The sequence below is a fragment of the Nocardioides antri genome (assembly GCF_008373765.1).
In the GTDB taxonomy this organism is placed as follows: domain Bacteria; phylum Actinomycetota; class Actinomycetes; order Propionibacteriales; family Nocardioidaceae; genus Nocardioides; species Nocardioides antri.
Genome location: NZ_VUJW01000001.1, coordinates 59,027 through 82,180, shown reverse-complemented (window position 1 = coordinate 82,180; position 23,154 = coordinate 59,027). Strand labels below are relative to the sequence as shown.

The following is a 23,154-nucleotide window of genomic DNA, read 5'->3' as shown; positions in this document are numbered from 1 at the left end:
TCGGCTCAGGACGGAGCTCCCATGCCGGCTAGCAGCCCCCACCTCTCTCTGGTCCACAACGGCCCGCTCCGGCGCGCCGTCCACCACCGCGCTCTGGTCGAGCAGGCCAAGGGCGTGCTGATCCTCCTCTACCGGATCAACTCCGAGCAGGCCTTCGACGTCCTCCGCGACTGGGCCAGGGAGACGGACGCGACGGTCGTGAACGTCGCCCAGATCCTGGTCCACGCGGTGTGCATGGGCGACGACTCACGCGAGTGGGACGACGCCGTCCGCAGCCACGTCGAGGCGGCCGTCGGCCGGCTGGACGGCATCCGGTTGCCGCTGCCGCCGAGCTCGGCCGCCCGGCCGCGACCACGACTCAGGCCCGTCCAATGACCGTCCGGGACCGGTACGACCTCGAGTTCACGGCGCCCGGCGAGCCGGTCTCCCCCGGCGTCCCCGAGCTCGCGTCCGTCCTCGACGTCCGGATCCGCTTCATCCCGAACCTGCCCACCGTCCGCCTCGCCGGCGAGCTCGACCTCGACTCCCTGCACCTGCTCACCGACGCCCTCGACGCGATCGCCGCCACGGCGTGCCCTGCGGACCTGGTGGTGCTCGACCTGGCGGGCGTCCGGTTCTGCGACGTCGCCGGACTGCGGGCCATCGAGGCATGTGCGTCCACCCTGGCGGCGGCCGGCAAGCAGCTCCTGCTCTACCACCCGCCGCACCCGGTGACGAGGCTGATGGAGATCACCGGCGTCGCGCGGCACCTCGTGCGGCCTGCGCCGGACCTGCGCTAGCTGGTCTGACCGGGGCGGCGCTTCACCGACTCGGCGTACGCCAGCGGGCGGAACAGCAGGATCGGGTCGTCGGACAGCTCGATGCCGTCCACGACCCGGGTCGGGTCGAAGACCACGACGCCCCCGTCGGTCTCCGGGTCCTCGGCGACGCCGGTGACGATGAGGGTCCCGGCGTCGAAGACGTCGCGCGACTTCCACACCGACATCGGGTCGTGCGGGTCGTCCCCGGCGCCGGCGACCTGCACCTCGAGGGTGAACGTCACGGGCCCGGCGGCCAGCCGCGCGGCGATCTCCTCGCGCAGGCGGTCGCGGCCGTCGTACGTCCCGTCCGGGTCGGTCGACGACCCCGGCCGCAGGGTGTAGCGCACCCAGGTGGCCGTGCCGTCCGCGGCGAGCCACTGGTAGGCGTGCACGGCGTGGTAGGTCGCGACGGCGTACGACCTCGGCGGGACGAGCGCCTTCGCCCTGGCGTTCACGAGCAGCGGCACGATCGCGTCGGGGTGCCGCACCAGGAAGCCCGGCATCCGGCGGGGGTTCCGGGCGGCCTCGGTGAACGCGACGAACGCCTCCGGCGTCCGTACGACGAAGCGCGGCGCCGTCTGCGCGAGGAGGTCGGTCACCGTGCCGTCGGGCAGCGTGAACGACACCGCCATCCCGCGGACGTCCGGGGCCTTGTCGGACCCCCGCGGGTTGCCGCCGCCGTTGGACCACCGGACCAGGATCGGGACCTCGCCGCCCTGCAGGTGGCCGGCCGTGCTCAGCGCGGCAGCCCGTGGCGTCGCCGTGAAGGTGCCGGCGTAGAACCCGCCCTTGGCGTGGAGGGTGCGGTGGTCGGTGTCGCGCTCGGCCGGCCGCCCGAACGCGGCACGCAGCCGGTCGACGGCCGCTGCGGGAGAGAGGGCGCTCACCGCGCTGACGATAGGGACTGCGCGTCGGCGTGGGAAGCAGGCGGCCGGGGAAGGAAGCGCAGCATGAGGGCCGACCAGACCAGGTGGGTGATGGTCGGCGCCTGCAGGCCGCCGGTGGCCCGGCGCTGGAGCCCGAACAGCGTGCCCATCGCCGCCGCGGCGAGCACGAGCGCGGGGTTCCGGGTGGTGACGGTGGCGATGGTGTAGACCGCGGTGGACCCGGCGACCCTCCCGCGGTCGCCGAGAGCGGCGTACAGCGCGCCGCGGAAGAAGACCTCCTCCGCGAGGCCGTTGGCCAACGTCGTCAGCAGCACCAGCCGGCCGTCGCCCTCCTCGGCGAACCTGAGGACGTCGGCGAGGGCGGCGTCCAGCGTCGGGATCCGGCGTACGACGAGCGCGCCGCCGTAGAACACGCCGAACGCTGCCACGCCCGTCGCCGCAGGGACCGCCACTGGGCGTCGCAGAGTGGAGTCGCGCGACTCGATCCAGCCGAGGTGCAGCCGGCCGGCGGCCAGTCCCCCGGTCGCCCACACCCCGGCCAGGGCCGCTGTCGAGACGTAGAACGACCGCGAGCCGGGACGCCTCGACAGCGACCCTCCGAGCAGGCCGGCGCCGAGGAGCGAGGTCACCGCGACCACCCGGCGCCGCCGCCGCCGCTCCTCACGGGTGTCGGCGTGCTCGACCACGATGTGGCTCAACGGCATCGGCAGCGCACCGCGGAGGCGCTCGCGCACCGTCGCCCGCCTCACCCGCTCTCCCGTCGCTCGTCCAGCGCGGTCCGGACCGCGTCGTCGTAGCCCGTCGTCTCGAACGGCAGGACGTCGCGGATCGACGGGTCGCGGACGACGACCTCGTTGACCATCGAGTCCACCAGGGTGCGCCCGGCGCGCACGTCCACGTCGGTGACGAGCGCGAGCCAGCGCGATGACAGCCCCGGGCTGAGGAGCGGGACCTGCACCACCGGCAGGGCACGGCCCTCGATGGCGGCCACCCGCTTGAGCATGTCGACGTAGGCGAGGACCTCGGGACCGCCGATCTCGAAGGTCCGGCCCACGGCGTCGGGGTTGTCGAGGACGCCGATCAGGTAGCGCACCACGTCGGCGATGGCGATCGGCTGGGTCCGGGTGCGGACCCACCGCGGGGTGACCATGGCGGGGAGGTGCTCGACCAGCTGGCGGGTCATCTCCCAGGAGATCCCGCCGTGCCCGACGATGATCCCGGCCCGCAGCACGGTGACCGGGACGCCTGCCGCGCCGAGCAGGCTCTCGACCTCCCGGCGGCTCCGCAGGTGCGCCGACAGGTCGTCGTCGTCGTCGCCGAGGCCGCCGAGGTAGATGATCTGGCGGACTCCCGCCGCCGCGGCCGCCTCCCCGAACGCTCTCGCCGCGGCCGCGTCCCGGGCCTCGAAGTCCGACGAGCCGAGGGAGTGCACCAGGTAGTAGGCCGCAGTGACGCCGTCGAACGCCTCTTCCAGCGAGTCGGGGCGCGAGACGTCGCCGCCGACGGGGGTGCCGGGTCCGTCGTGGTCGCCGGGCCGGCGGGTCATCACGCGCACGTCCCGGCCGTCGTCGGCGAGGTCCCGGACGAGGCGCCGGCCGACGAAGCCGGTGCCACCGGCGACCAGGACCACAGGCGTGCTCATCGCCGGCCCCGCGCCCGGTCGTAGCGGTCGAGGGCGTCGCGCCGCTCCTCGTCGTGGTCCACGATCCGGTGTGGGTAGCCCGCGGCGTACCCGTCGTCGTGACGCCACGGCTCGTGGGCGGCGGCTCCCGCGAGGTGCGCGAGCTCGGGGACCCACCGGCGGACGTAGCGACCCTCGGGGTCGAACCGCTTCCCCTGGGTGACCGGGTTGAAGACCCGGAAGTACGGCGCCGCGTCGGTGCCGGTCCCGGCCACCCACTGCCAGCCGTGGTTGTTGGAGGCGAGGTCGCCGTCGACGAGGTGGTCGAGGAAGTAGCGCGCGCCCACCGGCCACCACACGTGCAGGTCCTTGACCAGGAAGCTCGCGGTGACCATGCGGACCCGGTTGTGCATCCAGCCCGTCTCCAGCAGCTGCCGCATGCCGGCGTCCACGAGGGGGAAGCCGGTGCGTCCCCTCCGCCAGGCGTCGACCAGCGTGTCGGCATCGGCCTCGTCGTCGTACCGCAGACCGGTCAGGTCGTCGCGGAGGTCGCCCCAGGCGGTGTCGGGGCGGTGCCACAGCACGTCGGCGTAGAACTCGCGCCACGCCAGCTCGGTCGTGAGCGACCGGGCGCCGTCGGCGCGTCGGCGGGTCGCCCGCCGCAGGTCGGCGAGCACGGTCCGGGGGTGGATCTCGCCGTGCTTGAGGTGGACCGACAACCGGCTCGTCCCGTCCACGTCGGGACGGTCACGCTGGTCGGCGTAGGCCGCCAGACCGCCCTCGAGGAACTGCCGCCACCTCTCCAGGGCGGCCTCCTCGCCGACGGCGTCCGAACGGCCGCGTTCCAGCAGGCCGGCGTCGAGCCCCTCGCCCTCGGCTCGGCGGCACCAGCGCACGGCGCGCGGCCGCTCGACCGGGTCCGGGGCACCGTGGTCGCGCCAGGCCCGCGCGAACGGCGTGAAGACCTGGTACGGCGCACCCTTGGCGGTCCGCAGCGTGCCCGGCCGCACGGCGTACGGCGTCCCGGACGCCACCATCGGGACTCCTGCGTCTCGGAGCCGGTCGGCGACCGCCCGGTCCCGGCGGCGGGCGTAGGGCGTGAACTCGCCGGTGACGTGCACGCTTCGCGCGCCGACCTCCGCGGCCACGGCGGACACGACCTCCCGGGGGTCACCGGTCCGCACCACGAGCGCACCGTCGCTCGCCTCGGCGTAGGCCGCCAGCGACGCCTCGAGCCGGTCGCGGCGTGCGTCGCCTGCCCCGGCGAGGCCGGGGTCCCGGACGAAGAGCGGCAGCACCGGACCCTCCTCCGCCGCGGCGGTGAGAGCGGGTTGGTCGTGGAGCCGGAGGTCACGGCGCAGCCAGAGGACCGCCGTCATCGGCCCGTCACCCCTCGCTTCGTCACCTCCCCGACGGTAGAGTCTTTGTGTAAGGTTTGTCAAAGGTTCGATCGGGAAGCGGATGTACACGATCAAGCGGGCGGCGGAGCAGGTCGGGGTGAGCACCTCGACCCTGCGGGCGTGGGAGAGCAGGTACGGCGTCGGCGCGGCCCGGCGTACCGAGGCCGGCTACCGCCTGTACGACGACCGCGCCGTCCGGGCGCTCAGCCTCATGCAGTCGCTCGTCGCGGCCGGCTGGTCGGTGCGCGCCGCCGCCGAGGAGACCCGCCAGCGGATGGCGAGCGGCCCCGCGCGGGACCCCGAGCCGGCGGCGGACGACGCGAGCGACGCGGAGGCCCTCGTCAGGGCCGCGGAGACGTTCGACGCCCCCGGCCTGACGAGGCTGCTCGACCGCCGGTTCAGCGCCGCGTCCTTCGAGTCCGTCGCCGACGCGTGGCTGCTCCCCGCCCTGCGCGACCTCGGCACCGGCTGGGAGACCGGCCGGGTGTCGGTCGCCGGGGAGCACCTGGTCGCCCACGGCGTCGCACGCCGCCTCGCTGCCGCCTACGACGCCGCCGGCAGCAACCCGGGCGCGCCCACGGTCGTGATCGGGCTCCCTCCGGGGTCGCGTCACGAGCTGGGGATCCTCGCCTTCGCTGCCGCCGCCCGCCGAGCCGGCCTGGCGACCACCTACCTCGGCGCCGACGTGCCCGTCAGCGACTGGGCCACCGCCGTCGCGTCGCACCCCGCCGCGGCCGCCGTGCTGGCCGTGCCGATGGAGGCGGACGCCGCCGCGACCGAAGCGGCTGTGGAGGCGCTGGGGGCACGTCGCCCCGGCCTCCTCGTCGCCGTCGGCGGCGCAGCCCAGGACCGGGCGCCGGCCGGCTGCCTCCGACTCGGGCACGAGGTCGGCCCCGGGGCTGCTCTGCTCGCTCGCGAGCTCGGCCGTCAGCAACCGCCCCCATCGGTGTGGGATGCATGACAGCGCTCCTGGCCGCGCTTCCCTAGGGTTCCCGTGTGTCCCCGACCCCGCCTCTCGCCCAGCAGCTGCTCGACGCCCAGGTGGCCTACCACCTCGACCAGCTCCGCGGCGACAACCTGCGTGCCAACGCCGCCGCCCTCACCGACGAGCTGCTCGACGCGGCCGGCGGTCACCAGATCGCCGACCTGGTGGACCACGAGGCGGTGAAGGAGGTCGTGGTCCGGGCGCTGACGACCGTGCCGCGCAGCGCCGCGGTGAGCGGCGTCATCGAGCTGCTGCTCGACGTCGTCCACGAGGGGCCGGCCGAGCCCTTCCCGCTGGGGGACCTCGTCGACCGTGACCAGGTCGCCGTGCTCGTCGACGCGCTGCTGGCCCTCAGCCCGGCGGTCGACCGCAGCCTCTCCCGGCTGGCCGACAGCCCGCTGATCGGGATGGTCGCGTCCCGGTTCATGGGCCGGATCGTCGGCGAGGTGCTGCAGGCCAACAAGGCGGTGGCCGACAAGGTGCCCGGCCTCGGCACCCTGATGTCCTTCGGGACGAGCACGGCGGCCAGGGTGGTCGGCGCGGCCGACCGGCAGTTCGAGGGGCTGCTCGGTGACACGGTCGGGAAGAGCGGGGCGTTCGCCGTACGACGCCTCACCCGGATCATCGTCGAGACGATGCAGGACCCGACGACCCGCGAGGCGATCCTGCAGGCCTGGGACGTCGTCGCCGCTGAGCCGCTGGCCGGCCTCGACCGGCACGCCAGTCGTGAGGAGCTCGACGAGGTCGTCAACGCCGTCCACGAGCTCACCACCACCGCGCTCGCCAGCAAGCACGCCGCCGAGCTCGCGGACGTGCTCGTCGACGGGTTCATCGACCGGTTCGGCGGCTACACCGCCACCGAGCTCCTCGAGCAGCTCGACGTCGACCGCGCAGACGTCCGGGACGACATCGTCCGGCTCGCGCCCGGCGTCGTCGACCTCCTCGACGCCTCGGGCGACCTGGAGCGGCTGCTGCGGTCGCGGCTCGAGCCGTTCTACTCCTCGCCGGAGGTCGCCGCGCTGCTGGGCTGACCGGGAGCCGGATCAGCCGCGGTCGACCGTCTCGCAGTTGCGCAAGCGATCGGCGCCATCCGTCCGGACCGTGTCGCGGCCGCCCTCGCAGCGCAGGAGGTCCGAACCGGGGCCGCCGTCGAGCCCGTCGTCGCCCGCTCCCCCACCGAGCAGGTCGTCGCCGTCCTCGCCGTAGAACCGGTCCTTGCCGTCGGTGCCCACCATCTGGTCGTCGCCTCCGCCGCCCCACACCTCGTCGGCGCCGTCGCCGGTGCGGATCCAGTCGTTGCCGTCGCCGCCCCACACCTGGTCGTTCCCGGTGAACCCGTTGAAGAAGTCGGGTCCGGCGCCGAACATCGCCACGTCGTGGCCGGCGTCGCCGAGCATGGTCATCGCGAAGGTCGCCGGCAGGGTCGATGCGTCGAGATGGTCGTCGCCGAGCCGTGGCCACACCTCCAGGAGCAGCGGCTGGTCGGTCGTGACCCAGCTCGGCACCCGGCAGGTCGCGGCCACGCCGACCTCGACGGCCTCCTCGCGGCAGCCACGGCCGAGCCGCTTGAACCGCTCGGTCCCGCTGTCGGCGAACCGCAGCCGCCCGCCCTCGAGCGTGACGACCAGCCGGCTGTCCTGCTGGCCGGCACGGAACACGTAGCCGCGGTCGGAGCGGGTCACCATCGCCTGGTCCGGCAGCGGGATGAAGGCGTACTGCCCCATCAGCGCGGTGTCGTACTCGTACGGCGGTCCCGCCGTGCCCGCACCGTTCGGAGGGGTGTCCCCACCGACGGCCGCGCCCGGCGCCAGGACGGCGCCGGCCACGGCGAGCGCGGCGAGCGCGGCCGTCGAGCGGGCAGGTCGGAGACGTGGCACCGGACCATGGTCGGGGCCGCGCGGGCCAGTCCGTGGCGCTTTCGGGCTTTCCTGGCCGACCGACGCGGCGGGCATGGCCCGGACGCACTATCCGCCACCGGCCAAGCAGTGGGACCTTGGTCCCGGTCGTTATCGATTCCTGGTTTCGATGGCGTGTCCCCAACGGACCTGGTGTCGTTGGACGCACGATGAACGCTCTCGACTGCATGCAGCCTCGGGACCACCGCGCAGCCGCTCGTTCCGTGATCGCGCTCTGCGCCGTTGCCGCCGTCGTGACGCTGGTTCTCTCTCCCTTCCAGTCCGCGACGAGCCAGCCCGGGGTCGCCGAGCTGGTCACCGGGACCGCGATGCTGACCGCGGTCGTGCTCCTCTGCGTCGCGGCGCGCTACGACCCGCGGGCCAACACGGTCGCGTGGGTGGCCGGCCCGTTGCTGGCGGTCGCCACGATCGTCGTGCTGGACCTGATGACGAACGACGCGACGGTCGCGGCCCAGATCTTCTTCGTGTTCCCGATCCTGTACGGCGCCTCGCAGCTCCGGCCGGCCGGCTCGGCGGTGATGACCGCAGCGGCGCTGGCCGGTGAGCTGATCGTCGTCGGAGCACAGCTGCCGCTGCAGCAGGCGGTCGTCGACGGCGGCTACGTCGGAGCCGCGCTGATCACGGTCTCGGTGCTCCTGACCATCACCAGCGAGCGCCAGGCGAGGCTGGTGGCCCAGCTCGAGCAGATGGCGGCGGTCGACTCCCTCACCGGCCTGGTGACCCGCCGGGTGTTCGACGAGGCCGCCACCTCGGCGCTGTCCGGTGCCAGCAGCGAGGAGGGCACCTCGCTGATCCTGCTCGACGTCGACCACTTCAAGTCGATCAACGACCAGTACGGCCATCCCGCGGGCGACGAGGTGCTGGTCCAGCTTGCGGAGCTGCTCGTCAGCCGGACGCGTCGCGGCGACGTCGTCTGCCGGCTCGGCGGTGACGAGATCGCGGTCCTGCTCCCGGCCTGCTCCCGCGAGGACGCGGAGACCCGCGCGGAGGAGATGCTGGCGGACGTCCGTGTCCACACGTTCTCCCTCGCGGAGTCCGAGGGTCTCCAGGTGACGATCAGCGTGGGCCTGGCACACGCACCCAGCCACGCGACCGATCTCCGCAGGCTGTACTCCGCAGCGGACCGCGCGCTCTACAAGGCCAAGAAGACCGGCCGTGGCCGCGTCGCCGTCGCCGAGGCACCGGCGAAGGACGTGGAGGGGGTATGACACGCCACCCCGGCCCGGGGTCGTGGACGATCCGCACCGTTGCTGCGAGCCTGAGCAGGTGAGCGACTGGTTCCTTCCCACCGAGGAGCGCAGCTGGACCTCGGGCAACATCGTGGTGCCGCACATCCACGGAGCCAATTACTTCGCTCGCCTGCTGGAGGTCGTCGGCGCGACCGAGCCCGGGGACCGGATCTTCCTGACCGACTGGCGCGGCGACGTGGACGAGAAGATGACCGACGACGGCCCCACCGTCGGGGAGCTCGTGGAGTCGGCGTCGCGGCGCGGCGTCGAGGTCCGGGCGCTGCTGTGGCGCTCGCACCCCGGCAAGCTCAACTCCGAGGAGAACGACCACCTCGGCGCCGTCATCAACGAGAGCGGCGGCGAGGCCCTCCTCGACGAGCGGGTGCGCCGCGGCGGCTCCCACCACCAGAAGCTGTTCGTCGTACGACGGAAGGGCCGGCCGGAGGAGGACGTGGCGTTCGTCGGCGGCATCGACCTCTGCCACGGTCGTCGTGACGACGCCGACCACGCCGGAGATCCCCAGGCGCCGCCGCTGGACAAGCGGTACGGCCCGACCCCGCCCTGGCACGACGCGATGGCGGAGATCCGCGGGCCCGCGGTCGCCCATGTCCTCGACACGTTCGCGGAGCGCTGGGACGATCCGACGCCGCTCGACCACCGCAACCCCTACCGGGCGGTCCTCCACCGGATGGTCCGGATGCCGCGGCACCCCGAGCAGCTGCCGGAACGCTGGGACCCGCCTCCCGAGGTCGGCCGGCACCAGGTGCAGCTCCTGCGCACCTACCCGGCCAAGCGGCCGGCGTACCCCTTCGCGCCCGAGGGCGACCGCACCATCGCGCGGGGGTACTCGCGCGCGTTCGAGCGCGCCCGACGGCTGATCTACATCGAGGACCAGTACTTCTGGTCCGCCGTCGTGGCCGACGCGCTGGCCGAGGCGCTGCGACGTCAACCCGAGCTGCGGGTGATCGCCGTCGTTCCCCGCTATCCCGAAGAGGACAGCCGCGTCAGCGGGCCCCCGATGATCTACGGGCAGCGACTGGCGTGGGAGGCGCTCCACGACGCGGGCGGGGACCGGTTCGCGATGTTCGACCTGGAGAACGCCGCCGGGACGCCGATCTACGTGCACGCGAAGGTGTGCGTGGTCGACGACCACTGGATGACGATCGGGTCCGACAACCTCAACCTGCGCTCCTGGACCCACGACTCGGAGCTCACGTGCGCGGTCGTCGACCCCGACGACGAGCTGCCGCGCAGCACCCGGGCCACGCTGTGGGCCGAGCACCTCGGCCTCCCGGAGGACGACCCGCGGCTGTCGGACCTGGACCGGGCGATGGACCTCTGGGCGGAGCGGGTGGGCGCTCCGGACAGCCGCATCAGCCGGCACGTCCCGACTGCGCTCCCGGCGCGGACCCGGCTGTGGGCCGGCGCGGCGTACCGCACGCTCTACGACCCCGACGGCAGGCCCCGGGGCCTGCGCGGCACGACCCGCTTCTGAGGAAAGTACGCGCCCGGCCCGCTCATCGTCCCCGGCCTAGGCTGAGCGGGTGAGCAAACGAGAGGCGGCGCGGCGCCAGCAGGTCATCGACGTCCTCGCCCAGGCCTTCGACGACCTGCTCCGGACCGACCCGCGCGGCTTCCGGACGAAGTTCCGCAAGATGGCGGCCGACCCGTTCGCCTTCTACCGGGGGTCGGCGTGCCTGTTCTACGCGGACCTGGCCGACCTCGACGACCGGTGGGCCGACGAACGGACGTCACGGGTGTGGATCCACGGCGACCTGCACGCCGAGAACTTCGGCACCTACATGAACGCCGAGGGCCTGCTCGTCTTCGACGTCAACGACTTCGACGAGGCCTACCTCGGCCACTTCTCCTGGGACCTGCGCCGCTTCGTCGCCAGCCTCGCGCTGATGGGCTGGCAGAAGGCACTCCCCGAGGACGAGGTGCGCGACCTGGCCGCGGCCTACCTCCGTGCCTACGTCGACCAGGTCCGTCGGTACGCCGAGACCGAGGACGACCTCGACGAGTTCGCCCTGCGGCTCGACAACACCGAGGGGGCCGTGCACGCCGTGCTCCACGCCGCGCGGGCGCAGACCCGGATCGGCCTGCTCGAGTCGATGACGGTCGTGTCCGACCACGAGCGTCGGTTCGTGGACGATGCCACCGCGCGGCACCTCAACGCCTCGGAGCGGTCCATGGTGCTCGCCGCCTTCGACCGCTACCTCGAGACGATCCCTCCGAGGAAGCGTTCCGGCCGGACGGTCTTCTACGACGTGAAGGACGTCGTCGCGAGCACCGGCTTCGGGATCGGCAGCGCCGGGCTGCCGGCCTACAACGTGCTCATCGAGGGGTTCAACCAGGCTCTCGAGAACGACATCGTCCTCAGCATGAAGCTGGGCAACCGCCCCGCCGCCAGCCAGGTGGTGCAGGACAAGCGGATCCACGACTTCTTCGAGCACGACGGGCATCGCACGGTCGTGAGCCAGCGTGCCCTCCAGGCCCACACCGACCAGTTCCTCGGCTGGACCACCATCGACGACGCCGGCTTCGTCGTCGCCGAGCTGTCGCCGTACGAGACCGACCTGGACTGGAGCGACATCACCGAGCCCGACGAGATGGCGCCGCTGCTCGAGGACCTGGGCCGAGCCACGGCGAAGGTGCACTGCGCCTCCGACGAGGACAGCGACGAGGAGCTCGTCGAGTTCCAGACCGAGGAGGCCATCCTCGACGTCATCGGCGACCAGGAGCAGGAGTTCGTCGGGGACCTGGTCGACTTCGCCATGGCGTACGCCGGGACCGTCCGTCGCGACCACGCTCTGTTCGTCGACGCGTTCCGCGCCGGGGAGATCGCCGGCCTGTCCGCGACCTGACGCCTCCGCCGCTCCGGCGACGAGCTACTGCTCGGGAAGCTCGTCCGAGTGCTCCGGCTGGGGGTCCCGCCGCGCCTGCTCGCGGATCCGCGACCGGGCCACGCGGGTGAAGACGACGCTCGCCACCAGCCCCGCCAGCACGACACCCACCGCGATGGGCGCCATCACCGCCTCCCCCTCGGGGCTCTTCAGGACGATGCCGCAGAGGTAGACGCTCAAGCCGAGGGTCAGCAGCAGGAAGCCGATCCGCTTCTCCGCCAGCAGCTGGGCGTGGGTGGAGAGCGCGTCCGGCTCCCCTACCGCAGAGCCCTCTTGACCGACCTCCTCGCGCAGTTCGACGATCGACTCGGCGTTGTGCGCGTGGGCAAGGACTCCGGCACCCACGAGGTCCAACGCGACACCGCTGGCAAGGAGCACTTCCGCCATCAGACTCACAGCGCACCGATACCCTCGCCCGCTCGGACCAGACTCCGGGCTCGGTCCCAGTGGCGGAGACGGCCACCTGAAAGTCAAATCTCTGTTGCACGATAAGCACTCTGTTGCGTCTGTCACAACAAATGTCTATGGTCCTAGGTACGCCCGGGCGCACGACGACCCCTCGAAGGGACACCAGCAATGACAACGACACCCGAGACCCCGAGCCGCCGACCACCGGCACCGGACGGCCGGACGACTGGGAAGGCGGTGCACGACGCCGTCGAGGACGCGTTGAAGTCGCCCGCAGGGGACCCGATCCCCCACCCGGCGCTCGATGTCGAGCCCGAGGCGGCTCGGGGCGAGCAGGGCGGGCTGGACAGGATCGTCTTCGGGGTCAGCGCGGCCGTCGCGCTCGCGTTCCTCGCCTGGGGAATGATCAGCACCAGCTCCCTGAGCAGTGCCTCGGGCGACGCGCTGGGCTGGGTGATGGGCAACGCCGGCTGGCTCTTCGTGCTCACGTCGAGCTCGTTCGTCGTCTTCGTCATCTGGCTGGCGGCGAGCCGCTACGGCACCATCCCGCTCGGTCGTGACGACGAGGAGCCGGAGTTCCGGACCGTCTCCTGGATCGCCATGATGTTCAGCGCCGGCATGGGCATCGGCCTGATGTTCTACGGCGTGGCCGAGCCCATCTCGCACCTGACCACCCCTCCGCCGGGCACCGGCGAGGCCGGCAACCCCGACGCGGTCCAGAACGCGATGGCGACCACGCTCTTCCACTGGACGTTGCACCCGTGGGCGCTCTACGCCGTCGTCGGTCTCGCGATCGCCTACGGCGTCTACCGCAAGGGGCGCCTGCAGCTGATCTCGTCCGCGTTCGAGCCGCTCCTCGGCAAGCGCGCGAACGGCGGTCTCGGCAAGCTGATCGACATCTTCGCGATCTTCGCGACCCTGTTCGGCTCCGCGACCTCGCTGGGCCTCGGAGCTCTCCAGATCCGGACCGGCCTGGAGATCGTCGCCGGCATCGGCACGACGGGCAACGCGGTGCTCATCGGCATCATCGCCGTACTCACGGCGGCCTTCGTCGTCTCCGCCGTCTCCGGTGTCGCCAGGGGCATCCAGTGGCTCTCCAACACCAACATGGTGCTGGCGGTCCTCCTCGCCCTCTTCCTGTTCGTCGTCGGCCCGTCGGTCTTCATGCTCGACCTGCTCCCGACGTCGATCGGCAGCTACGTGCAGACACTTCCCGAGATGTCGGCACGCACCGGTGCCGAGGGGGCCGAGACCCAGGAGTGGCTCGAGAGCTGGACGGTCTTCTACTGGGCGTGGTGGCTGTCCTGGACGCCGTTCGTCGGCATGTTCATCGCCCGCATCTCCCGTGGTCGCACCATCCGGCAGTTCGTCACCGGCGTGCTGGTGGTCCCGAGCCTGGTGAGCGTCGTCTGGTTCTGCGTCCTCGGTGGCGCGGCCATGGACCTCCAGCTGAACGGCACCGACATCGCCGGTGCCACCGGGCTGGAGTCGCGGCTGTTCACCACGCTGGAGTCCTTCCCGCTCGCGACGGCCACGTCGATCCTGGTCATGGTGCTGGTCTCGATCTTCTTCGTCTCGGGCGCGGACGCGGCCTCGATCGTGATGGGCACGCTCTCCCAGAAGGGCACCCAGGAACCCAGCCGGCCCAACGTGGTCTTCTGGGGTGTCGCGACCGGCGCCTCCGCGGCGGTGATGTTGCTGGTCGGAGGACCCGACGCGCTCAGCGGCCTGCAGACGATCACCATCGTGGCCGCGCTGCCGTTCGTCGTGGTGATGGTCGGACTCGCGGTGGCCCTGGTGAAGGACCTGCGCAAGGACCCGCTGATGGTGCGCCGCAGGTACGCCGAGGAGGCGGTCTCCCAGGCGGTGATCGCCGGGGTCACCGAGCACGGTGACGACTTCGCCCTCAGCGTCGAGTGCGGCACCGGCAAGAACGGGAACGACGACACCCGCGCGTAGCTCCCGGCACAACGACTCCGGCCGTGCGCGAGAGCGCACGGCCGGAGTTCTTCTCGTTACCGAGGCCGGCGGGGATCAGCACTCGATGACGTTGACGGCGAGACCGCCGCGGGCGGTCTCCTTGTACTTCGTCTTCATGTCGGCACCGGTGTCCCGCATGGTCTTGATCGCCTTGTCCAGGCTGACCTTGTGCGTGCCGTCGCCGTTGATGGCGAGGCGGGCGGCGTTGATCGCCTTGATCGAGGCCAGGGCGTTGCGCTCGATGCAGGGGATCTGCACGAGGCCGCCGACCGGGTCGCAGGTGAGGCCCAGGTTGTGCTCGATGCCGATCTCGGCGGCGTTCTCCACCTGGCGCGGGTCGGCGCCGAGCACCTCGGCGAGCCCCCCGGCCGCCATCGAGCAGGCCGAGCCGACCTCTCCCTGGCAGCCGACCTCGGCGCCGGAGATCGACGCGTTGGTCTTGAAGAGGATCCCGACCGCGGCAGCGGTGAGCAGGAACCGGACGATGCCGTCGTCGTCGGCTCCGGGGACGAAGCGGACGTAGTAGTGGAGGACGGCGGGGATGATGCCGGCCGCGCCGTTGGTGGGCGCGGTGACGATGCGGCCCCCCGAGGCGTTCTCCTCGTTGACCGCGAGGGCGTAGAGGTTGACCCAGTCGACGACGTGGAGCGGGTCGGCGTCGCCCTGCGCGGTGAGGTCGCGGTAGAGGGCCGGGGCCCGCCGCGGGACCCGGAGGCCGCCGGGAAGGACGCCCTCCCGGTGGAAGCCGTTCTGGATGCACTCGGCCATCACCGACCACAGGTGCAGCAGCCCGTCGCGGATCTCCGACTCGCTGCGCCACGACTGCTCGTTGGCGAGCATGACGTCGCTGATGGAGAGCTGCTCGCGCGCACAGATGTCGAGGAGCTCGGCGCCGGTGGAGAACGGGAACTTGACCGGGGTGTCGTCGAGGACGACCCGGTCGGCCCCGGTGGCGGCCTCGTCGACGACGAAACCGCCACCGACGGAGTAGAAGGTGCTGCTGGCGATCTCGGCGTCGGCGGCGTCGTACGCCGCGAACGTCATGCCGTTGGGGTGCGCCGGCAGGCTCTTGCGGCGGTGCATGACCAGGTCGGAGTCGACGTCGAACCTGATCGACGTGGTGCCGTCCAGGAGCAGCTCACCGCTGCTCCTGATCTCCTCCAGCCGGCCGTCCGCGCGGTCGGGGTCCGTCGTCGCGGGGTCCTCCCCCTCGAGCCCGAGGACGACCGCCTTCGGAGAGCCGTGCCCGTGGCCGGTGGCGCCGAGCGAGCCGAAGAGCTCCGCACGCACGCGCACGACGTCGGACAGCCGTCCCGCGTCGGCCAGGCTGTCGGCGAACCGCTTGGCCGCGCGCATCGGCCCCACCGTGTGGGACGAGGACGGCCCGATGCCGACGGAGTAGAGGTCGAAGGCGGAGAGCGTCACTAGCTGCGCCCACCGTCCCGGAAGGTGGAGGCGAACTCTTGCGAGGCGTCCACCAGCCACCGGGCGACGTACTCGGCGAACGACGACCGCGGCAGCAGCCGGTAGCTGTCCGGGCCGACCTGCCACAGGACGAGCGGGATCCGCGCCAGGGTCGTGCTGACCGCCTGGCCGGGGCCGAAGGACCGCGGGTGGAGGTCGAGCGGGCAGCCCTTCTCGAGCACGGCGCGTGCGGCCGCACCCCGCAGCTCCACCACGGTGCGGTTCGCCGACACGTCGACGACCGCCGCGTGCGCGTCGCCCACGCTCTCCAGGAGCGCCGCGACGAGTACGGCGGGCGACATCTGCGAGACCACGAGCCACTCGTCGGGTCCCAGCCAGAGCACGCTGTGCTGGCCGTGGCTGCTGACCTCACCGGAGGTGCGGGGCAGCGTGGTGCCGAGCACTCCCTCCAGCTCCTCCGCAGCAGACGACGCGGGATCGACGCGCAGGCTCACCATCGTCGTGAACCGCCACTCCGACACCCGCACGTTGCGCTCGCCGGTGACGGCCCTCTCCATCAGCTCGCGGGCCATGCCGGCCAGCGGGCTGCGGCGCATCCCGATCAAGTCCTGGGTCAGCCCAGTCAGCTCAGCCATCGCGCTTCGTCCCTTCGGGGTCGTAGAGAACGGGCGAGGCCACCTCGACCTCGACCAGGTCGTCACCGATCGGCGCGAGCAGTCGCTCGCCGATCCGGTCCCGGCCGCCCGCGACGAGCGCGAGGGCGAACGGGCGCTCCAACGCTTCGCTGTGGTAGCTCGAGGTGACGTGACCCAGCATCGGCACCGGGTCCGGGCCTTCGTCGACCACCGTCCCCGGCGCGACGAGCTGGGCGCCCTCGGGGAGGACGGTCCTGCGATCGACCGGCAGCAGACCGACCATGTGCTTGCGGTCGGGTCGCTGGGTGTCGATCCGGGAGAACGACCGGCGACCGATGAAGTCCTTCTGCTTGGACACGATCCACTCCATCCCCGCGTCCTGCGGGGTCACCGTGCCGTCGGTGTCCTGGCCCACGATCGGGTAGCCCTTCTCGGCCCGCAGCACGTGCATCGCCTCGGTGCCGTAGGCCGTGATGCCGAGGTCCTGGCCCGCCTTGTGGATCTGCTCCCACACGGCGAGGCCGTACCAGCCGGCCACGTTGACCTCGAACGCGAGCTCACCGGAGAACGAGATCCGGCAGATCCGCGCCGGCACGCCGGAGGCGAGCGTCGTCTCCTGGAACGTCATGAACGGGAACGCCTCGTTGCTGACGTCGAGGTCGGGCGCGACCCGCGCGATGACCTCGCGGGACTGCGGACCGACGACGGCGATGGTCGACCACTGCTCGGTGACCGAGGTGCAGTAGACGTCGAGCTCGGGCCACTCCGTCTGCAGCCACTCCTCCAGCCAGTCCAGGACGCCTGCGGCCCCGCCGGTGGTGGTGGTCATGAAGTAGCGGTCGTCGGCCAGGCGCAGGGTGACACCGTCGTCGAAGATCATCCCGTCGGGCTTGCACATGACGCCGTAGCGCGCCGAGCCGACCGGGAGCTTCTTGAACGCGTTGGTGTAGACCCGGTTGAGGAACTCGCTGGCGTCAGGTCCCTGGACCTCGATCTTCCCGAGGGTGGAGGCGTCCATCATGGCGACGCCGGTGCGGGCCGCCCGGCACTCGCGGGCGACGGCGGCGTCCATGTCCTCACCGGGCTGCGGGTAGTGGCGCGGCCGCAGCCACTGGCCGACGATCTCGAAGACCGCGCCGTGCTCGACGTGCCAGGGGTGCATCGGCGTGGTGCGCTCGGCGTCGAACAGGTTGCCCCGCTCGCGACCGGCGAGAGCGGCGAACGACACCGGCGCGTACGGCGCGCGGTAGGTCGTCGTACCGATCTCTCCCACGCCGGGCCCGCCGGGCCCGCCGAGCGCCGCCGCGATCACTCCGATCGCGTTGACGCCGGAGGTCTTGCCCTGGTCGTGGGCGGTGCCGATGGACGTGTAGCGCTTGACGTGCTCGACGCTGCGCATGCCGGCGCCGGTGGCCCGCCACACGTCGGCCACGGTCTGGTCGCGCTGCAGGTCGACGAAGTGCTGGTCCCACTCGCCGGGGTCGCCGTCGCGCCCGGGGACCAGCCAGAGCTGGCGGACCTCGCCGGCCTCCGCCAGCGGCGCGGACCCGCCGATGCTCAGTGGGCTCGTCGGGAAGCCGGCCCGGCGTGCGGCCTCGGCTCCGGCGACCGCGCCCTGCTGGAGGCAGGCGTCCAGGGTGGGGGTCCCAGCGGCCGCTCCCACGACCTGCTGGTCCTCGACGGTGCCGTCGGGGACGAAGGCGGCCAGGCGGTCGTCCCAGCGCAGCTTTCCGTTGCGCTGGCTGTGCAGGTGGACCACCGGGCTCCAGCCGCCCGCGACGGCCAGCAGGTCGCAGTCCAGGCTCTCCCACGAGGTGGCCGCGCCGTCGTCGCCGAGGGTCCCGACGTGGACCCGGGTCAGCCGGCCGGTGCTCGGGTCGCCGTCGGTGTCCTGCACGGTGCTGGACGGGATCACCCGTACGCCGTGCGCGGCGATCTCGGCAGCGCGCCCGGAGAGCACGTCGCGGGCGTCGAGCACGGCGGCGACGTCGACATCGGCTGCGAGCAGGTCGTCGACGGTGTCGTAGGCGCTGTCGTTGGTGGTCGCGACGACCGCGCGGTCGCCCGGCCTGACGGCGTACCGGTTGATGTAGGTCCGGACGGCGCCGGCCAGCATCACGCCGGGACGGTCGTTGCCGGCGAACACCAGCGGGCGCTCGTGGGCGCCGGTCGCCAGCACCACCTGACGGGCCCGGATGTGCCAGACCCGCTGCCGCGAGACCCCCGTCGGAGTGGCGCCGTCGAGGTGGTCGGTGCGGTTCTGCACGGCCAGCACGTAGTTGGCGTCGTACGAGCCGAACGCGACGGTGCGGTTGAGCACCGTGACCTCGGGGGCCGCGTCGAGCGTGGCCGCGGCCGACGCGACCCAGTGCAGGGCAGGCATGCCGTCGACCAGCTCGCGCCGGCTCGCCAGCAGCGAGCCACCGAGCTCGGGCTGCTCGTCGATCAGCACGACGCGCGCGTCGGACCGGGCAGCGGACAGCGCTGCGGCGAGGCCGGCGGAGCCTCCGCCGATGACGAGGACGTCGGCGTGGACGAACTTCTTGTCGTAGACCGCGTCGTCGGGCAGCGGGTCGAGGACACCGAGCCCGCTCAGCGTGGACGCGGTGAACCCGTCGACCAGCTCGCGCGTGGTCGCGGGGACCATCGGCTCGGGGCAGTCGCCGCCGACCTGGAGCAGCGCGTTGGGCTCCTCGACGCCAGCCGCCATGATGCCGCGGGGCCGGCGCCGGTAGATGGAGTCGCCGACGCTCACCCGGCCGTTGGCCAGCAGCGCGGAGGCGACGGTGTCGCCGGGGTGGCCGGTGTAGTCCACCCCGTCCACGGAGAACGTCAGGACCCGGTCGCGGTCGATCCGCCCTCCGGTGGGGAGGCGGTGGGACTGGCTGCTCATCGGGAGCCTCCTGCTTCTGCGCTGGAGCCGACCACGGGAAGCGGGTCGTCGGCGTTGGTGTAGACCTTCAGGACCTGGTAGGTCGCGGTGTCACGGACGACGTTGAACCACCGACGGCAGCCCGCGCTGTGGGACCACCGCTCGGCGAACGGGCCCTTGGGGTTGTCGCGGAAGAACAGGTAGTCCGCCCACTCCTCGTCCGACAGGTCGCTGGGGTTCTCGGGGTAGGCCACGTGGGCCTGGCCGCCGTAGTGGTACTCGGTCTCGTCCCGCGGGCCACACCACGGGCAGGTCAGCAGCATCATCGTGAGCAGCTCCTCGGTCTTGAAGGTCAGTGGGCCACGGCAGCGGCGCCGTGCTCGTCGATGAGCGCACCGGAGACGAACCGCTCCAGCCCGAACGCACGGTTGAGGTCGTGGGGCTCGCCGGTCGCCATGGTGTGGGCCATCGCCCAGCCGGCGCCGGGTGTCGCCTTGAACCCACCGGTGCCCCACCCGCAGTTGATGTAGAGGTTCTCCAGCGGGGTCGGGCCGATGATCGGGGAGGCGTCGGGCGAGACGTCGACGATGCCGCCCCACGTGCGCAGCAGGTGCGCGCGCCCGAAGATGGGGAACAGCTCGAGAGCCGCGGCCATCTGGTGCTCGATCACGTGGAAGGAGCCGCGCTGACCGTAGCCGTTGTAGGCGTCCACGCCGGCGCCCATCACCAGCTCGCCCTTGTGGGCCTGGGACACGTAGACGTGGACGTGGTTGGACATGACCACCGTCGGGTGGACCGGCTCGTAGAGCTCGGAGACCAGCGCCTGCAGGGGGTGGGACTGCACGGGGAGCCGGAAGCCCGCCTTCTCCGCCAGCACGGTGCTGTGGCCGGCGGCCACCAGACCGACGCTGCCGGCGTTGATCCGGCCGCGGGTGGTCTCGACGCCGACGACGCGGTCGCCGTCCTTGACGAAGCCGGTGACCTCGCAGTTCTGGATGATGTCGACGCCCATCGCGTCGCAGGCCCTGGCGAAGGCCCACGCCACGTGGTCGTGCTTCGCGATGCCCGCGCGCGGCTGGAAGGTCGCACCGAGGACCGGGTAGCGCACGTCCTGCGAGACGTTGACGATCGGGCAGACCTTCGCCACCTCGTCGGGCTCCAGCCATTCCGCGTCGACCCGGTTGAGCCGGTTGGCGTTGATCCGCCGGGTGGCCTCACGGACGTCCTGGAGCGTGTGCGCCAGGTTGAGGACCCCGCGCTGGCTGAACAGGAAGTCGTAGTCCAGCTCGGCCGGCAGCTGCTCCCACTGCTTCAGCGAGAACTCGTAGATCGCCGCGCTCTCGTCCCACAGGTAGTTGGACCGGATGATGGTCGTGTTGCGGGCCATGTTGCCGCCCGCGAGCCACCCCTTCTCCAGCACGGCGATGTTGGTCATGCCGTGGTTCTTGGCCAGGTAGTAGGCGGTCGCGAGACCGTGGCCGCCGCCACCGACCACGACCGCGTCGTACGACGACTTCGGGTCGGGGTCCCGCCACAGCCAGGCCGGGTGCTCCGGAAGCAGCTTGGCCATCAGTCCTCCAGGGTCGGGTAGAGCGGGAACTTCGAGGCGAGGGCCTCGACCCGGCTGCGCAGCGCGGCGAGGTCGTCCCCTTCACCGGCCCCGGCGAGGGTGGCCGCGATGATGTCGGCGACCTCCTCGAACGCCCCGGCGTCGAAGCCGCGGGTGGCCAGGGCGGGGGTGCCGATCCGCAGGCCCGAGGAGACCATCGGCGGACGCGGGTCGAACGGCACGGCGTTGCGGTTCACCGTGATCCCGACCGCGTGCAGGCGGTCCTCGCCCTGCTGGCCGTCGAGCTCGGAGTGGCGCAGGTCGACCAGGACCAGGTGCACGTCGGTGCCGCCGGAGAGCACGGAGATGCCCGCCTCGGCGACGTCCGGCTGCGAGAGCCGCTCGGCGATGATCCGCGCACCCTCGAGGGTGCGCTGCTGACGGTCCTTGAATGCCGGCTCCGCGGCCATCTTGAACGCGACCGCCTTCGCAGCGATCACATGCTCCAGCGGGCCACCCTGCTGGCCGGGGAAGACCGCGGAGTTGATCTTCTTGGCCAGCGCCTGCTTGCTCAGGATCACGCCACCGCGCGGTCCACCGAGGGTCTTGTGGGTGGTCGTGGTGACGACGTCGGCGTGCGGGACCGGGCTCGGGTGCAGGCCGGTCGCGACCAAACCGGCGAAGTGGGCCATGTCGACCATGAGGTAGGCACCGACCTTGTCGGCGATCCGGCGGAACTCCGCGAAGTCCAGCTGGCGCGGGTACGCCGACCAGCCGGCGATGATCAGCTTCGGCTTGTGCTCGACGGCGAGGCGCTCGACCTCGGCCATGTCGATCCGGAAGTCGTCCGGCGAGACCTGGTAGGCCACGACGTTGTAGAGCTTGCCGGAGAAGTTGATCCGCATGCCGTGGGTGAGGTGACCGCCGTGGGCCAGGTCGAGGCCGAGGATGGTGTCGCCCGGGTCCAGCAGGGCGAACATCGCCGCGGCGTTCGCCTGGGCGCCGGAGTGCGGCTGCACGTTGGCGGCCTCGGCTCCGAAGAGCTCCTTGATCCGGTCGATCGCGAGCTGCTCGACGACGTCGACGTTCTCGCAGCCGCCGTAGTAGCGCCGGCCCGGGTAGCCCTCGGCGTACTTGTTGGTCAGGACCGAGCCCTGGGCCTCCATGACCGACCGCGGCGCGAAGTTCTCCGAGGCGATCATCTCCAGGGTGCTCTGCTGGCGGACCAGCTCACGCTCGATCTGCTCGGCGACCTCGGGGTCGAAGTCGGCGAGGGTGCGGTCGAGGACGGAGTGCGAAGTCATGAGATCTCCCATGGGTCAGGCCCGGACCATGCCGTGCGGGTCGATGACGAACTTCTGCGCTGCACCCTTGTCGAACGCGGCGTAACCCTGCGCGGCGTCGTCGAGGCTGATCGTGGTGGCGTTCACGGCCTTCGCGATGTGCGCCTTGTCGGCCAGGATCAGGTTCATCAGCTGGCGGTTGTACTGCTTCACCGGGCACTGGCCGGTGACGAAGGTGTGGGACTTGGCCCAGCCGAGGCCCAGCCGCACGCCGATCTGGCCCACCTTCGCGGCGTCGTCCACCGCGCCCGGGTCGCCGGTCACGTAGAGGCCGGGGATGCCGAGCGAGGCACCGGCACGCGACACGTTCATGATGTCGTTGAGCACCGTGGCCGGCGCCTCGGCGGCGTCCTTGCCGTGGCCGCGCGCCTCGAAGCCGACGGCGTCGACGGCAGCGTCGACCTCGGGCTCGCCGAGGATGTCGTCGATGATGTCCGCCAGCGAGTCGCCGGTGGACAGGTCCGCGATCTCACAGCCGAAGCTCTTGGCCTGCGCGAGACGGTCGGCGTTCATGTCGCCGACGATGACGGTCGACGCACCCAGGAGCTGGGCCGAGTACGCCGCGGCGAGGCCCACCGGGCCGGCGCCGGCGACGTACACCGTGGAGCCGGTGGTGACGCCGGCGGTGTAGGCGCCGTGGTAGCCGGTCGGGAAGATGTCCGACAGCATCGTGAGGTCGAGGATCTTCTCCAGCGCCGCGTCACGGTCCGGGAACTTCAGCAGGTTGAAGTCGGCGAACGGGATCATCACGTACTCCGCCTGGCCGCCGACCCAGCCGCCCATGTCGACGTAGCCGTACGCCGCGCCGGCGCGCGCCGGGTTCACGTTGAGGCAGATGCCGGTCTTGCCCTCGTTGCACATCCGGCAACGACCGCAGGCGATGTTGAACGGCACGGAGCAGATGTCGCCGACCTGGTGGAAGAGGACGTCGTCACCGATCTCGACGATCTCGCCGGTGATCTCGTGGCCCAGGGACTGGCCCACGGGTGCCGTCGTGCGGCCACGGACCATGTGCTGGTCGCTGCCGCAGATGTTGGTGGTGACGAGCTTGAGGATCACGGCGTGCGGGGCGGCCTGCTTGATGCCGAGCCCCTGGGCGACCTCTTGCGGGATCTCCAGCTTGGGGAACTCGGTGTTCTCGATCGCGACCTTGCCAGGTCCCGCGTAGACGACGACTCGGTTGTCAGCCATGGGGTGA

21 protein-coding genes are annotated in these 23,154 nt (G+C 72.0%); 8 read left to right on the top strand and 13 right to left on the bottom strand.

Features of this window, described 5'->3' with window-relative positions:
* Window positions 1–21: 21 nt before the first annotated feature.
* A complete protein-coding gene (locus tag F0U47_RS00370; protein ID WP_149748338.1) occupies window positions 22–375 on the top strand; it encodes an ANTAR domain-containing protein in 354 nt (117 codons plus the stop codon).
* Complete coding sequence (locus F0U47_RS00365) at window positions 372–779, top strand: STAS domain-containing protein (protein ID WP_149748337.1); 408 nt, start codon at window positions 372–374, stop codon at window positions 777–779. Before F0U47_RS00370 ends, F0U47_RS00365 begins: the two co-directional genes overlap by 4 nt.
* Here F0U47_RS00365 and F0U47_RS20940 read toward each other — a convergent pair.
* Genes F0U47_RS20940 through F0U47_RS00350 form a run of 4 tightly spaced genes read right to left on the bottom strand, consistent with a single transcriptional unit; the run spans window position 776 to window position 4,687 of the window.
* Entirely contained in the window at window positions 776–1,687 is a 912-nt protein-coding gene (locus tag F0U47_RS20940) for a catalase (protein WP_188111104.1), read from the bottom strand. The genes F0U47_RS00365 and F0U47_RS20940 overlap by 4 nt on opposite strands.
* Window positions 1,684–2,421 carry a CPBP family intramembrane glutamic endopeptidase gene (locus F0U47_RS20935; protein ID WP_223162606.1) on the bottom strand — a complete coding sequence of 246 codons (738 nt, stop codon included), beginning with the start codon at window positions 2,419–2,421 and terminating at the stop codon, window positions 1,684–1,686. The genes F0U47_RS20940 and F0U47_RS20935 overlap by 4 nt, the downstream gene beginning before the upstream one ends.
* 11 nt (window positions 2,422–2,432) lie before the next feature.
* On the bottom strand, window positions 2,433–3,329 hold the full coding sequence (locus F0U47_RS00355) for an NAD(P)H-binding protein (RefSeq protein WP_149748335.1): 897 nt from the start codon (window positions 3,327–3,329) through the stop codon (window positions 2,433–2,435).
* Window positions 3,326–4,687, bottom strand: coding sequence for a cryptochrome/photolyase family protein (locus F0U47_RS00350; protein ID WP_149748334.1), 1,362 nt, complete (start codon window positions 4,685–4,687; stop codon window positions 3,326–3,328). Before F0U47_RS00350 ends, F0U47_RS00355 begins: the two co-directional genes overlap by 4 nt.
* 82 nt (window positions 4,688–4,769) lie before the next feature.
* Between F0U47_RS00350 and F0U47_RS00345 the strand changes: the two genes are divergently transcribed.
* Window positions 4,770–5,669 (top strand): MerR family transcriptional regulator, encoded by a 900-nt coding sequence (locus F0U47_RS00345; RefSeq protein ID WP_149748333.1) that lies wholly within the window; start codon window positions 4,770–4,772, stop codon window positions 5,667–5,669.
* 35 nt (window positions 5,670–5,704) lie between these two features.
* Window positions 5,705–6,724, top strand: a complete 1,020-nt coding sequence (locus F0U47_RS20930; RefSeq protein ID WP_188111103.1) for a hypothetical protein — start codon at window positions 5,705–5,707, stop codon at window positions 6,722–6,724.
* A 12-nt stretch (window positions 6,725–6,736) separates the two neighbouring features.
* Here F0U47_RS20930 and F0U47_RS00335 read toward each other — a convergent pair whose 3' ends face one another.
* Window positions 6,737–7,570 (bottom strand): calcium-binding protein, encoded by an 834-nt coding sequence (locus tag F0U47_RS00335; protein WP_149748332.1) that lies wholly within the window; start codon window positions 7,568–7,570, stop codon window positions 6,737–6,739.
* 206 nt (window positions 7,571–7,776) lie between these two features.
* Between F0U47_RS00335 and F0U47_RS00330 the strand changes: the two genes are divergently transcribed.
* The 3 genes from F0U47_RS00330 to F0U47_RS00320 are packed head-to-tail and all read left to right on the top strand — an operon-like array spanning window position 7,777 to window position 11,705.
* Complete coding sequence (locus tag F0U47_RS00330; RefSeq protein ID WP_149748331.1) at window positions 7,777–8,817, top strand: GGDEF domain-containing protein; 1,041 nt, start codon at window positions 7,777–7,779, stop codon at window positions 8,815–8,817.
* Between the two features lie 58 nt (window positions 8,818–8,875).
* Window positions 8,876–10,333 (top strand): phospholipase D family protein, encoded by a 1,458-nt coding sequence (locus tag F0U47_RS00325; RefSeq protein ID WP_246159343.1) that lies wholly within the window; start codon window positions 8,876–8,878, stop codon window positions 10,331–10,333.
* Window positions 10,334–10,382: 49 nt separating this feature from the next.
* Window positions 10,383–11,705 carry a DUF2252 domain-containing protein gene (locus tag F0U47_RS00320; RefSeq protein ID WP_149748329.1) on the top strand — a complete coding sequence of 441 codons (1,323 nt, stop codon included), beginning with the start codon at window positions 10,383–10,385 and terminating at the stop codon, window positions 11,703–11,705.
* A gap of 24 nt (window positions 11,706–11,729) precedes the next feature.
* Here F0U47_RS00320 and F0U47_RS00315 read toward each other — a convergent pair whose 3' ends face one another.
* The gene (locus tag F0U47_RS00315) at window positions 11,730–12,131 is read right to left on the bottom strand and encodes a hypothetical protein (RefSeq protein WP_149748328.1); all 402 of its coding nucleotides are present in this window, start codon (window positions 12,129–12,131) and stop codon (window positions 11,730–11,732) included.
* Window positions 12,132–12,320: 189 nt separating this feature from the next.
* Here F0U47_RS00315 and F0U47_RS00310 point away from each other — a divergent pair, with 189 nt between their 5' ends.
* The gene (locus F0U47_RS00310; RefSeq protein ID WP_149748327.1) at window positions 12,321–14,111 is read left to right on the top strand and encodes a BCCT family transporter; all 1,791 of its coding nucleotides are present in this window, start codon (window positions 12,321–12,323) and stop codon (window positions 14,109–14,111) included.
* A gap of 75 nt (window positions 14,112–14,186) precedes the next feature.
* Here F0U47_RS00310 and F0U47_RS00305 read toward each other — a convergent pair whose 3' ends face one another.
* From F0U47_RS00305 to fdhA, 7 genes are read right to left on the bottom strand one after another with little or no spacing between them, the layout of a single operon-like run.
* Window positions 14,187–15,557, bottom strand: coding sequence for an L-serine ammonia-lyase (locus F0U47_RS00305; RefSeq protein ID WP_149748326.1), 1,371 nt, complete (start codon window positions 15,555–15,557; stop codon window positions 14,187–14,189).
* On the bottom strand, window positions 15,557–16,192 hold the full coding sequence (locus F0U47_RS00300; protein ID WP_149748325.1) for a sarcosine oxidase subunit gamma: 636 nt from the start codon (window positions 16,190–16,192) through the stop codon (window positions 15,557–15,559). Before F0U47_RS00300 ends, F0U47_RS00305 begins: the two co-directional genes overlap by 1 nt.
* Window positions 16,185–19,085, bottom strand: coding sequence for a sarcosine oxidase subunit alpha family protein (locus tag F0U47_RS00295; RefSeq protein WP_149748324.1), 2,901 nt, complete (start codon window positions 19,083–19,085; stop codon window positions 16,185–16,187). The genes F0U47_RS00300 and F0U47_RS00295 overlap by 8 nt, the downstream gene beginning before the upstream one ends.
* Complete coding sequence (locus F0U47_RS00290; protein WP_149748323.1) at window positions 19,082–19,390, bottom strand: sarcosine oxidase subunit delta; 309 nt, start codon at window positions 19,388–19,390, stop codon at window positions 19,082–19,084. Before F0U47_RS00290 ends, F0U47_RS00295 begins: the two co-directional genes overlap by 4 nt.
* A 26-nt stretch (window positions 19,391–19,416) precedes the next feature.
* On the bottom strand, window positions 19,417–20,634 hold the full coding sequence (locus tag F0U47_RS00285; protein WP_149748322.1) for a sarcosine oxidase subunit beta family protein: 1,218 nt from the start codon (window positions 20,632–20,634) through the stop codon (window positions 19,417–19,419).
* Entirely contained in the window at window positions 20,634–21,917 is a 1,284-nt protein-coding gene (gene glyA, locus F0U47_RS00280; protein WP_149748321.1) for a serine hydroxymethyltransferase, read from the bottom strand. Before glyA ends, F0U47_RS00285 begins: the two co-directional genes overlap by 1 nt.
* A gap of 15 nt (window positions 21,918–21,932) precedes the next feature.
* Complete coding sequence (fdhA, locus tag F0U47_RS00275; protein WP_149748320.1) at window positions 21,933–23,147, bottom strand: formaldehyde dehydrogenase, glutathione-independent; 1,215 nt, start codon at window positions 23,145–23,147, stop codon at window positions 21,933–21,935.
* Between the last annotated feature and the right edge of the window lie 7 nt (window positions 23,148–23,154).